We start from the raw sequence: 14,828 nt of genomic DNA on the forward strand, positions 1-14,828 counted from the left end.
TGTCAGGCTTGGTGATTCACCGACGTGTGTCGTCTTTCAGCAGCTGTTCCTCACCTGAACGGCCGCCACCCGTGTGCGCAGTGTCACCAATGGAAGCCGCGGCTGAGCCGGGCGAGGGCCATCGCGGCGCGGGACAGATGCTGCTCGCCCTTACCGATCTTGAGCCCGCCGCCGCCACCCGCGGCCGCCGAGTCCGGGAACACGCGGAATCCTTGGTAGGCCACGGCATCCGTGAGTCCCGGGGTGAGCGTGTAGGCGAGACCGATCGCCTGCCCGGCGGGTGTGCCGATGTGCTTCGGACGTTCCTTCAGCGCCTTCATCACCATGTCCGCGGCCTGATCCGGCGATTTCGTCGGAAACGCGTCATAGATCTTCGTCGGCCGGATCATCGGCGTGCGCACGAGTGGCATGTGGATGGTCGTGAAGGTGATTCCGTCGCCGTGGGTCTCGGTCGCGGCGATCCGGGAGAAATAGTCCAAAGCGGCCTTCGACGCCGCATACGCCGAAAAGCGCGGCGCGATTCCCTGCACACCGATCGACGAGACGTTGACGACGTGCCCGAATTTCCGTTCGGACATATGCGGCAGTACCGCGAGGATCAGCCGGACCGCGCCGAAGTAGTTGATCGCCATCGCGCGTTCGTAGTCGTGGAACCGGTCGTACGACAGTTTGATCGAACGCCGGATCGACCGGCCGGCGTTGTTCACGAGCATGTCGATCCGGCCGTGGTCGGCGAGCATCGCGTCGACGGCCTTGTGCACCGACTCCTCGTCGGTCAGGTCGGCCGGGTACACCGACGCCGTGCCGCCCGCGGCGATGATCTCGTCCCGGACCTCTTCGAGTTCGTGCTGGCGCCGCGCCACCAGCAGCGGCACCCCGCCCGCCGCCGCGACCTTGATCGCGGTCGCCCGGCCGATCCCCGACGACGCTCCCGTGATGATCACGCGACGGCCGTCCAGCTCGCCGCGAGGGCCGTGCTTGCGCGCGCGGAACGGGTCCAGGTGCTCGCGCCAGTAGCGCCACAGGGTGGGCGCGTAGTCCTCGATCCGCGGCACCTCGACACCGGAACCGATGAGCGCCTTGCGGGTCGACGCCGAAGAGAACACCGACGGGAACGCCATCGTCTCCAGCAGCACCGGCGGGATGCCGAGCCGCTCCATCACGGCGTCGCGCGCGATCGTGAAGCCGGGGATGTGCTCGCTCAGCTTCACCAGGTTGACGATGCCCTTGGACACGCGTTCGTTGAGCTGCACGGAGATCGTCGGTGCGCCCGCCGCCTTCGCGAAGGCGTTGTAGACCGAGACGACCGGCTGCGGCTCCGGGTTGACCAGGTGGAACGCGCGTCCGTCGAGGCCCTTGGTGGTGACCAGCGCGAGCAGCGACTTGGCGACGTAGTCGACCGGGACGACGTTGGTGTCGCCGAGGTCGGGGCCGACGATCGGCACGTCGGGCAGCCCGGCCAGCCTGCTGATCGCGGGGAACAGGTAGTACGGGCCGTCGATCTTGTCCATCTCGCCGGTCTCGGAGTTCCCGACCACGACCGCGGGCCGGTACACCCGCCACGGCACGTCCTGCTGCTCGCGCACGAGGCGCTCCGCTTCGAACTTCGTGCGGTGATACGGCGTGACGAGCCGCTGGCCGACGTCGAACATCTCCTCGGTGAACATGCCTTCGTGGTCACCCGCGACGGCGACCGAGGACACGTGGTGCAGGCAGCCGGCGTTCAGCTCGGCGGCGAGCGCGATCACCTGCGTGGTGCCTTCGACGTTGGCCTTGATGCTGGCTTCGTCGTCGGCGGTGAGGTCGTAAAGGGCGGCGAGGTGCACGACGTGGTCGACACCGCGAAGGGTCTCGCGGTCCTCTTGGCCGACGCCGAGCAGAGGCTCGCCGAGATCACCGGTGACGAGGGTGACGCGTTCCGGATGCGGCCAGGCGTTCACGAGTTTCGCGAGTTTGTCCCGCGAGGACGCGCGGACGACGAGCGCGACCTTGTCGACGTCCTCCCTGGTGAGCAGCAGCCGGGTGAACTGGCGCCCGATCAGTCCGGTCGCCCCGGTCACCAGAAAAGTCGCCATCTGCCTCACCCTTCACCGTGTTCGCCGCGTCCACCGGCATTCTGCTGCATCACTACGGCGCTGACCACCACGGCACCCGTGAAGTTACTCACGGGTAACTAGGCCGGGTCGGCGATGACGACCCGGTTCTCGGCGTAGCCGGTCTCTCCGCCGACCCAGCGGCCGCCGCAGGTGACGAGGACTATCCGATGTGGACCGGACTGGCCGAACAGCTCGTCCGCCCGCTGCGGCAGTTCGTTCTTCTTCAGCGTGATCAGCTGGGAAACCTTGTACTGCCAAGACTTCCCGGCCTTGTCGACCACGGTGACGGCGCCACCGATCCGCTCGGTCCACAGCTCCGCGAACGGGCCTGTCGCGCCCTTCCAGTTCACGTGCCCGGCGAACACGCTCGCCCCGGTCGCCGAACTCAGCTCGGCGCCCCACCAGGTCACCTCACCGAGGTTTTCCGGCACCGGCAGCTCCGCGCCCGGCCCGAGTTCCTTGCGCACGAGTTTCGCCGCGCCGCCCGCGGGCAGCCGGATCGTCCCCGGGCCCTGCGGTTTCGGGGCTTCGGGTTCCTTCGGCGGCGGCGGAGTGGCCGAAGGTGTCGTCGGGACGATCTCCGGCGGCGGAGCGACTTCCTGCTGCGCGGGTGCGGCCGGTGCACCGCCCGCGACGGGGACGGAGACGGGCTGAGCCGTCCCCGCCACCACGGTCGTCGGCGGCCAGATGATCAAGGCCGCGACGAGGTCCGCGCACAGGACCGTGACGGCTCCCAGCGCGAACCCGCGTCGTACTGACATTCCTGAACCCTCTTTAGCGTCGCGAAGACCGCCGCGCGGCCACGCCCACCATCAGCGAACCGAGCAGCGCGAGCGCGCCGACGCCGAGGATCCCGGCGGTCGACGCCGAGTTCTCGACGGTGCCCTGCATCATCGCCACCGGCCGGTCGCCGGCGGGAATGGTGCGAGGTACCTCGTTGGGCGTGTTGGCGACCTTGAGCGCCAGCGTCTCACCCGGCTTGACCTCGCCGCAGGCGGACGGCGGATTCTTCGGGTCGAACGCGTTGGTGTAGCCCGGCGGCGCGTTGACCTCGACCACGCAGATCTCCTGCGGGGTCCGCAGGTTCTCCACGGTGACCGTCCCGGTCTCGCCTTCGGTGGTGACGACGGCGGGCTTGCCGTCGGCGCCGTTGAGCGGCTTGCCGTCCTGGCCGAGAGCGGCGGCGGACTTGTCCTTGGCGGTGATCCGCAGCGCGGCGCCCGCGATGCCCTTGCCGGTCTTCGCGTCGACCTTGGTCACCTGGACCTTGCCCGGCTTCGAGACGACGGCGACACCTTGCGCCTTCAGTTCCTTCTCGCCACCGGTCGAGACGACCTTCTGCACACCGGTGTCGACCGGGAACTGCACGTACGGCCGGTCCGCGGGGGCGGACAGCGAGCTGGCCAGCTTCGGCTGGTCACCGGTCGGCGTCACCTTGACCGCGACCGTGCCGTCCTCACCGGTCTTCACCGTGGTGGCCTTCTCGGCCTTGGCGGTCGAGGTCGACGCGGGTTTGGTGGTCTCACCGCCGTCGACGGTCGCGTTCGAAGGCGTGAGCTTCACCGGCACCCCGGAGATGCCCTTGCCGTTGGCGTTCTTGACGCTGATCGTCCACTCGCCCGCGGTGCCGATGTGCTGGTCTTCCTTCGGCGGCGTGATGGCGGTGGTCCAAGGTCCCCGGTTGGCCTCGGCGTCCTTGGTCAGCTTCTCGACGGCCGCGGCGGCGTCGGAGTGCTGTGCCTTCAGCCTCTCCAGATGGAAACCGACGTCGTAGCCGAGCTCGTCCGGGTTCCGGTTCGGGTTGAGATCGGCAGGAGTGCGGGGCTTGGACGTCCACGAGTGGAGCAGGTGTGCCAGCGCGGCGGAATCGGCTTTGTTCTCCGCCGCGCCGTAGCGCAGCAGAAGATAGGAGATGTTGGCCGCGACGTCAGCAGGCAGCTTCTGGCCCCATTTGTCGAGCAGCTCGTCGCCGGGCTTGTACGCCTCGTCCGTGCCCGGCGCCTTCAGCTGGAAGGAAACACAGAACACGTGCTTGCCGTTCACGACGTAGGAACCGAGCCAGTCTCTGCCGGTCGCGGCCTTGTGGGGCTGGCCAGGTGTGACTTCGTAGCCGACACCCTCCTGCTTCGGTGCGGCTGAGGCCGGTGTCACCGCGACGGTGGCGGACAGGGCGCCGAGCAGGCACGTCGCGATCAGGCTGGTCAAGGCGCGCGAACGCACGCTCGGGCGTGTGGTCCACCCCATGGTGTGTTGACTCCTTTGGCCGTGCTCTGCCCCGGCGCCTTTTACGTCGATGCAGGTCACACGATCGATAGGTTCCCCGACACGCCTTCGGTGATTATCCGAACACGCAACGTGCAGGGTGTCCTGTGAGCAGCTGTTTTGGCAATAGGGCATCAGGTGGGGTATCGGTGAACGGTCGGTGATCTCCGCCGCATACGGTGTGGGGGATGGGTCTCGCCGGGAATGTGGGTAAAGTCGTCTTTACTTCGACGGGAACCGGGCGGCCCCCGCGGTCGTTGAACCCCATGCAGGTGCCAGTAGATCCAGGAGGATCAGGTGCGATCCAGTAGCAACCCGGCGTTCCGGAACCTGCCGCGTGGCGCGGCGCAGTACGGACCCAACGTAGGCTTCAACCAACCCCAGGGCGGCGTGCCCGGCTACGGCCCTCCGCAGACCTCCGCCGGTGCCGACGACCGTCCGATGACCGTCGACGACGTCGTCATCAAGACGGCGCTGAGCCTCGGCACCGCGCTGGTGACCGGTGTGCTCACCGCGATCTGGGCGATCAGCCAGATCCCGTTGTCGGCGTCCGGCAAGATCATGGGCATCCCCGGTGCCGTGATCGGCGCGCTCGTCGGCTCGATGATCGTCGGCCTCGTGATCTCGCTGGTGATCATCTTCAAGAAGATGCCGAGCGGCCCGCTCACGCTGGCGTACTCGGCCGTCGAGGGTGTCTTCCTCGGTGCGCTCAGCGGTCTGTTCGAAGCGCTGTACCCCGGTATCGCGCTGCAGGCGATCGTCGGTACCGCCGGTGTCTTCATCGCGATGCTGGTCGTCTACAAGACGGGTGCAGTCAAGGTCACCCCGAAGCTGACGAAGTGGATCATCGGCGCCGTGGTCGGCGTCGCGATCATGATGCTCGTCAACCTCGTCACCAGCCTTTTCTTCAATTTCAACCCGCTGCGTGACGGTGGTCCGATCGCGATCATCTTCAGCCTCGTGGTGATCGGTGTCGCGGCGTTCAGCTTCCTGCTCGACTTCGACCAGGCCGACCGGATGATCCGCGAAGGCACACCGTCGAAGTGGTCCTGGTACGTCGCCTTCGGCCTGATGACCACGCTGGTCTGGCTGTACCTCGAGATCCTGCGGTTGCTGTCGTACTTCCGCGAATGACCGACGTCTCTCCGTGAAAGGGCGCTCCGAGCGATCGGGGCGCCCTTTTCGCGTCGTGGTGAATACTCTTGCTGACATGACCGAGCACAAGCGTTCGAAGTGGTTCTGGGTGGGCATCCTGGTGCCGGTCGCCATCGTCCTGATCAGCGCCGCGACCTGGATCGTCGGCTACACGTCCAGCACGGACAACGCCGAAGTGGGCGATTGCTACGCGATCACCACCTTCGGCGCCGTCGGCGTCGATCCGGCGAAGGCGGATTGCGGTTCTACGGAGGCCAACGCGAAGGTCGGCGCGAGGACCGAAGGCGGCGTCGCCTGCCCGGACGGCGAGTACGACGAACTCACCGTCGACGGGACGTTCTCCTCGTACAAGCTCTGCATGATGATCAACGCGAAACAGGGCGACTGCCTGGTCAACTTCCTGGCCGACACGGTGGCGTACCAGAAGGTGGCCTGCTCGGATCCCACGAAGGACGCGGAGATCGTGAAGGTCGCCGACGGTGTCGCGAGCGACAAAGCCTGCGAGGACACCCAGGCGACCCACCTCGAGGTGTACTCGACACCGCCTTCGACACTCTGCATCAAGAGCGGCAAATAGCATCCTCGACCAGGGCCATTCACTCTTTCGGGGGCCCGGTTCATGAGGTTGATCACGGTGAGTGTTTGATACCGAGGTTCTCATTCCTCTTCACAACTGTGAGGTTTCTCGGTGACCACTTCCCAGCCGGCCCCTGGGGGCCAAATGCCGGTGGGACAGCCCGACGCTTTCGGACCGCCTCCCGGCGTGCAGCCGGCGGCGCCCAAGCGGTCCAAGCTCGCGTGGTTGAAGTTCGCGCTTCCGATCGTGATCGTCGTCCTCGTCGCCGGCGGCTACGCGGTCAACTACCTGACCGGCACCGACGGTGCCAAGGTCGGTGACTGCCTCGCGGTCACCGAATTCACCAGCAAGGCCGACCCGAAGCAGGCCGACTGCGGGGTCGCCGAAGCCAACGTCAAGGTCGCGGCGAAGGTGGGCGACAACGAGTCCTGCCCGGAAGGCCCGTACGACGAGTACTCGCAGTCCGGTCGCATCTCGTACAAGCTCTGCCTGATGATCAACGCCAAGCAGGGTGACTGCTTGACCAACTTCGGCGCGGGCACCGCGGGCTACAAGAAGGTGCCTTGTTCGGACCCGGCCAAGGAGGTCGAGTTCGTGAAGATCGCCGAGGGGCAGGCGGACAAGGCGGCGTGCGAAGGCACTGAAGCCACCAACGCCATCAGCTACTCGACCCCGCCGACCACGATGTGCGTCATCAAGGGCGACAAATAATCCTTCGTTTCGCGTGAAGGCCCCCTTCCCTCGGCTCAGCCGAGGGAAGGGGGCCTTCACGCGCTGGGGAAGCAAGGGACCTTTGGTATCGCCGCCGCCATCCGGCCGCGTGTGAGCCCCCATTCGTCGCACAGTGTGGGACGGGCTGCGATCGGACGGTCACCGGTCCTAACGTTGCTCGTCCCCAACCCGCCGATCGACCTGGAGTCCTGGTGGCGACGACAGAAGCCCAAGCCGGTGAGAAGAAGTTCCTCGACTTCCCGACCTCCTGCGCCGCCCCGGTCCCGCAACCGGAGGAGCCGGTCAAGATCGTGCCGCTGGCTGTCGCGGGTGTCCTCGCGATCGGCCTGACCTGGTACGTCTGGGCGGCGCACGGGGCGAAGTTCGGGGTCCTGCTCATCCTCGGGCTGCTGCTCGGGCTCGCGCTCTTCCACTCCCGTTTCGGGTTCACCTCGGCTTGGCGCCAGCTGATCGCGGTCGGCAACGGTCAGGGCCTGCGGGCGCACACGCTGCTGCTCGGCACCGCCGCGACCCTGATCGCGCTGATCGTCGGCACCGGCTCCGGGCTGTTCGGCAGCAAACCGAATCCGACCGCGGGCGGCCTGGGGCTCGCGCTGTTCGTCGGCGCGACGGTCTTCGCCATCGGAATGCAGCTGGGCGGTGCGTGCGCTTCCGGAACCCTGTTCGCGGTCGGTTCCGGGCAGTCGACGATCGTGCTGACCCTCGGCGGGTTCATCACCGGCTCGGTCCTCTACACGTGGGCGTACCCGCTGTTGTCGGGCTGGCCCGAGTTCAAGGGGATCCTGCTGTCCGACCACGTCGGCTGGTTCGGTTCGTGGGCGATCACCGTCGCCGTCCTCGCCGCGATCGTGCTGGGCACCCGGTTCGTGCAGAAGCGCCGCAACCCGCCGCCGGTCGACGTCGTCCCGACCGCGCGCGGCTTCGCCCGGATCTACCGCGGTTCCTGGCCGATCCTCGTCGGCGCCGTCGTCCTGGGCGTGCTGGCGGGCGCGGTCTTCCTGGTCTCCGGCGGCATCTGGGGCGTCACGAGCGCGTTCAGCCTGTGGGGCGCCAAGATCCTGCAGGTGTTCGGGCTGCACCCGGAGACCTGGGAGTTCTGGCGGATCAAGGCGAACGCGGCTTCGCTGGCGGGTCCGATCTGGAAGGACAAGAACAGCCTCACCGACATCGGCATCATGATCGGCGCGGGGGTCGCCGCCGCGGCGGCGGGCGCGTGGAAGATCCACAGCTCGATCCCGTGGCGCACCGCGGCGGCCGCGGTGCTCGGCGGGATCCTGATGGGGGTCGGCGCGCGGATGGCGGGCGGCTGCAACATCGGCGCCTACCTCGGCGGGATCTCGGTCGGCAGCCTGCACGGGTGGCTGTGGGGTGTTTTCGCGCTCGGCGGCACCTGGATCGGGCTCAAGCTGCGACCGCTGTTCGGGCTCGGCAACCCGGCTCCCAAGGACAGCGTCTGCTGATCACTCTTTGTGACGTCCCGTATGCGGGACTGCCTTTTCGGTGCGCGTACGGGGAAAAAGTTGGCATGTAAAACCCGTGTTCGGCTACCCTCGGCTACATACCCGAGCTTGCGCCTTAATGCACAAGCTCGGTCGGGGAAGGCCTGGCGATGACGTCGGGCGTCGAATTCCGTAGTCGCGACCACGGGGGTTGTCGCGTCCGAGGGAAACACTGAGTCTCAGGGACGGGTTTTTCATGTCAACGCAAAGTCCGGCCGCGCCGGGCGGCGACAAACTCGACGCGGGCGTGCTCAAGGTCGCCGTCGTCGTCATCCTCGGCGCGATCATGGCGATCCTCGACACGACGGTCGTCAACGTCGCGCTCCAGAAACTGACCATCGAGTTCCAGACCTCGTTCGACACCATCCAGTGGATCGCGACCGGTTACATGCTGGCGCTGGCCACGGTCATCCCGATCACCGGCTGGGCTTCGGACCGGTTCGGCACGAAGCGGCTCTACATGACCGCGATCGGGCTGTTCCTGATCGGCTCGATGCTCGCCGGCATGGCATGGGACGTCGAATCGCTGATCGTCTTCCGGGTCCTGCAGGGTTTCGGCGGCGGCATGCTGATGCCCGCCGGTATGACGATCCTGACCAGGGCGGCCGGTCCGCACCGGATCGGGCGCGTGATGGGCGTGCTCGGCGTGCCGATGCTGCTCGGCCCGATCGGCGGCCCGATCCTCGGCGGCTGGCTGGTCGACGCGGTGAGCTGGCGCTGGATCTTCTACATCAACCTGCCGATCGGCCTGATCACCATGGTCCTGGCCTGGCGCCTGCTGCCGAAGGACCGGCCGGAACCCAGCGAGCGCTTCGACTTCGTCGGCATGCTGATGGTGTCGCCGGGTCTTGCCGCGCTGATCTTCGGCGTTTCGAACATCCCGTCGGCGGGCGGTGTCGGCGCGGTGGACGTCTGGCTGCCCGCGCTGGCCGGGGTCGGGCTGCTGGTGGCGTTCGTGCTCCGGGCGGGCCGGGTCTCGAACCCGCTGGTCGACCTGAAACTGTTCAAGAACCGGTCGTTCTCGGTCGCGATGGTGACGATGACCTTCTTCTGCGTCGCTTTCTTCGGCGCGATGCTGCTCCTGCCGACGTACTTCGTGCTGGCGCGCGGTGAATCGGCGATGAACGCCGGTCTGCTGCTCGCCCCGCAGGGTTTCGGCGCGATGCTGACCATGCCGATCGCGGGCCGGTTCGCGGACAAGATCGGCTCGCGGAAGATCGTGCTGCCCGGTCTCGTGCTGATGCTCGCCGGGCTGATCGCCTTCACCCAGCTCACCGCGACGACGCCGTACTGGCTGCTGCTCTCGGCGCTGTTCGTGATGGGGCTCGGCATGGGCGCGACGATGATGCCGATCACCTCGGCCGCGTTGCAGACGCTCAAGTCGGAGGACATGGCGAAGGCGTCGACGGCGACGAACATCGTGCAGCAGACCGCGGGCGCGATCGGCGCGGCGGTGCTGTCGATCATCCTGGCGGCGCTGCTGGCCGGGAAGTTCGGCGTGCCGACCGCGCAGGGGCAGCTGGCGGCGACGGCTGCGGTGTTCAACCCGGCGACCCACGAGGTGGCTTCGGGACTGACCGCGGACGCGTTCTCGACGACGTTCCTGTGGTCGATGATCCTGCTCGCGCTGTGCCTGATCCCGGCGGCGTTCCTGCCGAAGACCAAGCCCGCGCTGCCCGAGGGAGTCGACGGCGAGGTCCCCGCGGCCCCGCCGATCATGACCCACTAGGGCCTGGAAGGAAGCAAGGGACCTTTGCTCACGTCAGTTAGCGTGCTAACGAACGTGAGCAAAGGTCCCTTGCTGTTCTTGAGGTGACCGAGAGGTCTCCCAAAGGGCGCTCAGCGCCCGACGGAGACTTCACCTCGCGCGCCTCTTTTGGCCGAAGGCCCCGAAAACTCGGTGAAGGGGCGCCTCACCGCTTTCGCTGCGGACTAGTGCAACGGCGCCCCTTCGACGAGTTTTCGTCAGCGCGCGACGAGACTAGGACAGCCGCTCGAGCACCATCGCCATGCCCTGGCCGCCGCCGACGCACATCGTCTCGAGGCCGAACTGCTTGTCGTGGTGCTGCAGCGAGTTGATCAGCGTCGAGGTGATCCGCGCGCCGGTCATGCCGAACGGGTGGCCGACGGCGATCGCGCCGCCGTTGACGTTCAGCTTGTCGAGGTCGATCCCGAGGTCCTTGTACGACGGGATGACCTGTGCGGCGAACGCTTCGTTGATCTCGACGAGGTCGATGTCGCCGGCCGACATCCCGGCACGGGCGAGAGCACGCTTCGACGCCTCGACCGGGCCGTAGCCCATGATCTCCGGCGACAGCCCCGAAACGCCGGTCGAGACGACGCGCGCGAGCGGCGTGAGGCCGAGTTCCTTCGCCTTGGTGTCGGACATGATGATCACCGCGGCGGCGCCGTCGTTGAGCGCGCAGCAGTTGCCCGCGGTGATCCGGCCGTCGGGGCGGAAGACCGGTTTGAGGCCGGAAACACCTTCGAGGGTGACACCGGCGCGCGGGCCGTCGTCCTTCGAGACCACGGTGCCGTCCGGCAGGGTCACCGGGGTGATGTCCTTGGCCCAGAAGCCGTCCGCGATGGCCTTCTCGGCGAGGTTCTGCGAACGGACACCGAACTCGTCCATCTCCTCGCGCGAAACGTTCTTCAGGCGCGCGAGGTTCTCGGCGGTCTGGCCCATCGCGATGTAGACGTCCGGGAGGACACCGTTCTCGCGCGGGTCGCTCCAGCTGTCGGCACCTTCGGAGGCCACCTGCGCGGTGCGGGCCTCGGCGTCGGCGAACAGCGGGTTGTGCGTGTTCGGCCAGGAATCCGAGCTGCCGTTGGCGAAGCGCGAAACGGTCTCGACACCGGCGGAGATGAACACGTCGCCTTCGCCCGCCTTGATCGCGTGCAGCGCCATGCGCGTGGTCTGGAGGCTGGAGGAGCAGTACCGCGTGACCGTGCAGCCGGGCAGGTGGTCGTAGCCGAGTTCGACGGCGACCGTGCGGCCCATGTTGAAGCCCTGCTCGCCACCGGGGAGACCACAGCCCAGCATGAGGTCTTCGATCTGGGCCGGGTCGAGTTCGGGGACCTTGTCGAGCGCGGCGCGGACCATCTGCGCGGTGAGGTCGTCCGGGCGGATGCTCACCAGCGATCCCTTGCCGGCGCGGCCGATCGGGGATCGGGCGGTGGAGACGATGACGGCTTCGGGCATGGAACGACACTCCCTTGTTCTCGATCCAGACGCGCTAAGCGGTTGCTCACCCGCATCCTCCACCGGAGGGAGGTGCGGGTCAAAGGCGAACGCGACCCACGCCACTCTCCGAAAGTGCGGTTCTCCCGCCCCCGGTTGAGTGGACACATCCCGACCTGCGGCGTTTAGGCTGTCAGCGTGGATTACGTCGAGCACATCGTGGACCTCGTGGGCAACACCCCTCTGGTCAAGCTGAACGCACTGGCCGAGGGGCTGCAACCGCTCATCCTGGCCAAGGTCGAGTACGTCAACCCCGGCGGCAGCGTCAAGGACCGCATCGCGCTGCGGATGATCGAAGCCGCGGAGCGCTCCGGCGAGCTGAAGCCCGGCGGCACCATCGTCGAGCCGACGTCCGGCAACACCGGCGTCGGGCTGGCCATGGTGGCGCAGCGCAAGGGGTACAAGTGCGTGTTCGTCTGCCCGGACAAGGTCAGCGAGGACAAGCGCAACGTGCTCAAGGCCTACGGCGCCCGCGTCGTGGTCTGCCCGACCGCGGTCGCGCCGGAACATCCGGACTCCTATTACAACGTCTCCGACCGTCTCGTGCGTGAGATCGAGGGCGCCTGGAAGCCGAACCAGTACGCCAACCCGGAGAACCCAGCCAGCCACTACCACTCGACCGGTCCGGAGCTCTGGCGCCAGACCGAGGGCAAGATCACGCACTTCGTCGCGGGCGTCGGCACGGGCGGCACCATCTCGGGCACCGGCAAGTACCTCAAGGAGGTCAGCGACGGCCGCGTCCAGGTCATCGGCGCGGACCCCGAAGGCTCGGTGTACTCCGGCGGTTCCGGACGGCCGTACCTGGTCGAGGGCGTCGGCGAGGACTTCTGGCCGGAGACCTACGACCGGAACGTCGCCGACCAGATCATCCCGGTCTCGGACGCGCACTCCTTCGACATCACCCGTCGTCTCGCGCTCGAAGAGGGACTGCTCGTCGGCGGCTCGTGCGGGATGGCCGTCGCCGCCGCGCTCAAGCTCGCCGAGGGGCTCGGCCCGGACGACGTCGTGGTCGTGCTCCTCCCCGACGGCGGCCGCGGCTACCTCACCAAGGTGTTCAACGACAGCTGGATGTCCTCCTACGGCTTCCTGCCGCCGGACTCCAGCGGCGCGACCGTCGGCGAGGTCCTGATGAAGAAGAGCGGCTCACTGCCCAGCCTGGTGCACAGCCACCCGAACGAGACGGTCGCCGAAGCGGTGGCGATCCTCGCCGAGTTCGGCGTCAGCCAGATGCCCGTGGTCAGCGCGGAACCGCCGGTCATGGCGGCCGAGGTCGTCGGCGCGGTCAACGAACGCGATCTGCTCGAAGCACTCTTCACCGGCAAGGCACAGCTGGCCGACAGGCTCGAGCAGCACATGTCGCAGCCGTTGCCGACCATCGGCGCCGGTGAACAGGTGAGTTCGGCGATGAACGCGCTCTCGGGTGCCGACGGCGCGCTGGTGCTGGTGGACGGCAAGCCGGCGGGCGTCGTCACCCGGCACGACCTGCTCGCGTTTCTCGCGGGACGGTAAAGAGGCATTTCATCGGATGGTCGGGCCGGGGCGTTACGAGCGGCCCACCCGGCTATCCGATAGCGTGTTGGGTGAGTTGAACTTTTATGTCCTCGTCAAGGGGGTTCAAGACCCAAATGAGTGCTCCGCAGCCACCGAATCAGCCTTGGGGTGGCGCCCAGCCACCGCAAGGACCCCCGAGTGGCCCCCAGCCGCAGCAAGACAACCCGTTCGGTTCCCCGGAACCGACCCAGGTGGTGCAGCCCGGACAGCCGGCCCAGCCCGACTACGGGCAACCGCAGTACGGGCAGCAGCCCTCGTACGAGCAGCCCCAGGGTGGCGGGTTCGGCGACACGCCGGAGCCCACACAGGTCGTGCAGCCGGTCCAGCCGGGTTCGGGCGACGCGAACGCGACCCAGGTCGTGCAGCCGGTGAGCCCTGGCGGGGAGACCCCCGCCAGTGAGTCCACCCAGCTCGTGCCGCCGGGTTCGCAGCCGCCCGCCATCCCGTACGCCCCGCCGCCGAGCGCGGCCGACAACCCCGCCGCGGGTGCCTATGGCGCCCAGGGTGGCGGTTTCGGTCAGCAGCAAGGCTTCGGCGGACCCCCGCAGGGCGGGTTCGACCCGTCGCAGGGGCAGCAGCAGCCCGGTTACGGCCAGCCGCAGCAGGGCTTCGGCGGACCGCCCCAGGGCGGATTCGGCCAGCAGCCCGGTTTCGGCGGACCGCCGCAGGGCTACAGCCCCGCTCCCGCCGGTGGCGGAGGCGGTAACCCGCTGTTCGGGTTCATCGCCGGTGGCCTCGTCGGCCTCCTCGGTCTTCTCGCGCTGATCTTCAGCTTCGTCTACTTCGGCGACGCGAGCGAGTTCTCCGAAGGTGTCGACAGCCAGTCCTCCAAGCTCGGTGAGGAGGCGGTGAACAAGCTTCTCGACCAGTTCGGCTTGGCGTCGCCCGGCACCGTCTGGCTTTACGTGATCCTGCTGCTGGTCGCTTCGATCATCGCGACGGCGGCCGGTGCCGGTCTCGCGCTGGCGAGCAAGCTCCCGGCTTCGATCAAGAAGATCGTCCCGATCGCGGTCACCGCGGGCGGTGCTCTGCTGCTTCTCTTCGGCATCCTGCTCCTGGGCGCCACGACCGCGTCCGGCGACGGTGTCCCGAACGAGGTCAGCATCGGGATCGGCCTGCCGCACCTGATCTTCGGCATCCTGATCCTGATCGTCGGAGTGCTGGGCCTGATCCCGCCGACCGCGCAGTTCGTCGGTCTCGGTGGCGGCGGCTCGGTGCTCGGCGCGCCGCAGAGCGGCCAGCCCGGTGGTTTCGGCGGCCCGCCGCAGGGCGGCTTCGGCCAGCCGGGGCAGCCCAACCCGTACGGCCAGCCGCAGCCCGGCCCCTATGGCCAGCACGGTCAGCCCGGCCCGGCTTCGGGTGGTTTCCCGCAGCAGGGGCAGCACGGTGGTTTCGGGCAGCAGCCCGGACAGTCCGGTCCGCCCAGCGGCGGATTCGGCCAGCCTGGTCAGCCGCCGCAGGGCGGCTACGGCCAGCCTCCGCAGCAGCACGGTGGCTTCGGGCAGCAGCCCGGTCAGCCGGGTCAGCCCGGTGGCGGTTTCGGCCAGCCGGGTCAGCAGCCCGGTCAGCCTCCGCAGCAGTGGTGATTCGCCGCTACTGAACGGTTTTGCTCAGAACACCCCCGGCTTTCGGCCGGGGGTGTTCTGTTTTCGCGAGGTCGCCGGATTCGCCGACCACGTGCGGGTCCACCGGGCTAGGGTTAGCGCCGTTAACCC

The 14,828-nt window shown here is 67.9% G+C and carries 11 protein-coding genes; 7 read left to right on the forward strand and 4 right to left on the reverse strand.

The genetic code is table 11. The features are described 5' to 3' along the window. Positions 1-83 precede the first annotated feature (83 nt). From ACZ5IK_RS04050 to ACZ5IK_RS04060, 3 genes are all read right to left on the reverse strand, one after another. The gene (locus ACZ5IK_RS04050; protein WP_465486458.1) at positions 84-2,075 is read right to left on the reverse strand and encodes an SDR family oxidoreductase; all 1,992 of its coding nucleotides are present in this window, start codon (positions 2,073-2,075) and stop codon (positions 84-86) included. A 98-nt stretch (positions 2,076-2,173) separates the two neighbouring features. Continuing rightward, the gene (locus ACZ5IK_RS04055) at positions 2,174-2,857 is read right to left on the reverse strand and encodes a class F sortase (RefSeq protein WP_465486459.1); all 684 of its coding nucleotides are present in this window, start codon (positions 2,855-2,857) and stop codon (positions 2,174-2,176) included. A 13-nt stretch (positions 2,858-2,870) separates the two neighbouring features. Then, positions 2,871-4,340, reverse strand: a complete 1,470-nt coding sequence (locus tag ACZ5IK_RS04060; RefSeq protein WP_465486460.1) for a SpaA isopeptide-forming pilin-related protein — start codon at positions 4,338-4,340, stop codon at positions 2,871-2,873. A gap of 315 nt (positions 4,341-4,655) precedes the next feature. Between ACZ5IK_RS04060 and ACZ5IK_RS04065 the strand changes: the two genes are divergently transcribed. The 5 genes from ACZ5IK_RS04065 (at position 4,656) to ACZ5IK_RS04085 (ending at position 10,050) form a co-directional block, all read left to right on the forward strand. Beyond that, a complete protein-coding gene (locus ACZ5IK_RS04065; RefSeq protein ID WP_410664602.1) occupies positions 4,656-5,492 on the forward strand; it encodes a Bax inhibitor-1/YccA family protein in 837 nt (278 codons plus the stop codon). 76 nt (positions 5,493-5,568) lie between these two features. Beyond that, a complete protein-coding gene (locus ACZ5IK_RS04070) occupies positions 5,569-6,090 on the forward strand; it encodes an LppU/SCO3897 family protein (RefSeq protein WP_465486461.1) in 522 nt (173 codons plus the stop codon). A 111-nt stretch (positions 6,091-6,201) separates the two neighbouring features. Continuing rightward, on the forward strand, positions 6,202-6,801 hold the full coding sequence (locus ACZ5IK_RS04075; protein WP_465486462.1) for an LppU/SCO3897 family protein: 600 nt from the start codon (positions 6,202-6,204) through the stop codon (positions 6,799-6,801). Positions 6,802-7,013: 212 nt separating this feature from the next. After that, positions 7,014-8,282 (forward strand): YeeE/YedE family protein, encoded by a 1,269-nt coding sequence (locus tag ACZ5IK_RS04080; protein ID WP_465486463.1) that lies wholly within the window; start codon positions 7,014-7,016, stop codon positions 8,280-8,282. A 235-nt stretch (positions 8,283-8,517) separates the two neighbouring features. After that, a complete protein-coding gene (locus tag ACZ5IK_RS04085) occupies positions 8,518-10,050 on the forward strand; it encodes a DHA2 family efflux MFS transporter permease subunit (protein WP_465486464.1) in 1,533 nt (510 codons plus the stop codon). Positions 10,051-10,302: 252 nt separating this feature from the next. On the opposite strand, the gene ACZ5IK_RS04090 is transcribed toward ACZ5IK_RS04085, so the two are convergent. Next, complete coding sequence (locus ACZ5IK_RS04090; protein ID WP_465486465.1) at positions 10,303-11,523, reverse strand: acetyl-CoA C-acetyltransferase; 1,221 nt, start codon at positions 11,521-11,523, stop codon at positions 10,303-10,305. 177 nt (positions 11,524-11,700) lie between these two features. Between ACZ5IK_RS04090 and ACZ5IK_RS04095 the strand changes: the two genes are divergently transcribed. Both ACZ5IK_RS04095 and ACZ5IK_RS04100 read left to right on the forward strand, forming a co-directional pair. After that, complete coding sequence (locus tag ACZ5IK_RS04095) at positions 11,701-13,071, forward strand: cystathionine beta-synthase (protein ID WP_465486466.1); 1,371 nt, start codon at positions 11,701-11,703, stop codon at positions 13,069-13,071. A 233-nt stretch (positions 13,072-13,304) separates the two neighbouring features. Further along, a complete protein-coding gene (locus ACZ5IK_RS04100) occupies positions 13,305-14,699 on the forward strand; it encodes a hypothetical protein (RefSeq protein ID WP_465486467.1) in 1,395 nt (464 codons plus the stop codon). Positions 14,700-14,828 lie beyond the last annotated feature (129 nt).

This window comes from Amycolatopsis sp. NPDC031561 (assembly GCF_055580625.1).

What these genes read in the sequence shown, in the direction of transcription:
- ACZ5IK_RS04050 (WP_465486458.1), bottom strand. Translation starts at nt 2,075, where the DNA reads ATGGCGACTTTTCTGGTGACCGGGGCGACCGGACTGATCGGGCGCCAG.
- ACZ5IK_RS04090 (WP_465486465.1), bottom strand. Translation starts at nt 11,523, where the DNA reads ATGCCCGAAGCCGTCATCGTCTCCACCGCCCGATCCCCGATCGGCCGC.
- ACZ5IK_RS04055 (WP_465486459.1), bottom strand. Translation starts at nt 2,857, where the DNA reads ATGTCAGTACGACGCGGGTTCGCGCTGGGAGCCGTCACGGTCCTGTGC.
- ACZ5IK_RS04060 (WP_465486460.1), bottom strand. Translation starts at nt 4,340, where the DNA reads ATGGGGTGGACCACACGCCCGAGCGTGCGTTCGCGCGCCTTGACCAGC.
- ACZ5IK_RS04085 (WP_465486464.1), top strand. Translation starts at nt 8,518, where the DNA reads ATGTCAACGCAAAGTCCGGCCGCGCCGGGCGGCGACAAACTCGACGCG.
- ACZ5IK_RS04070 (WP_465486461.1), top strand. Translation starts at nt 5,569, where the DNA reads ATGACCGAGCACAAGCGTTCGAAGTGGTTCTGGGTGGGCATCCTGGTG.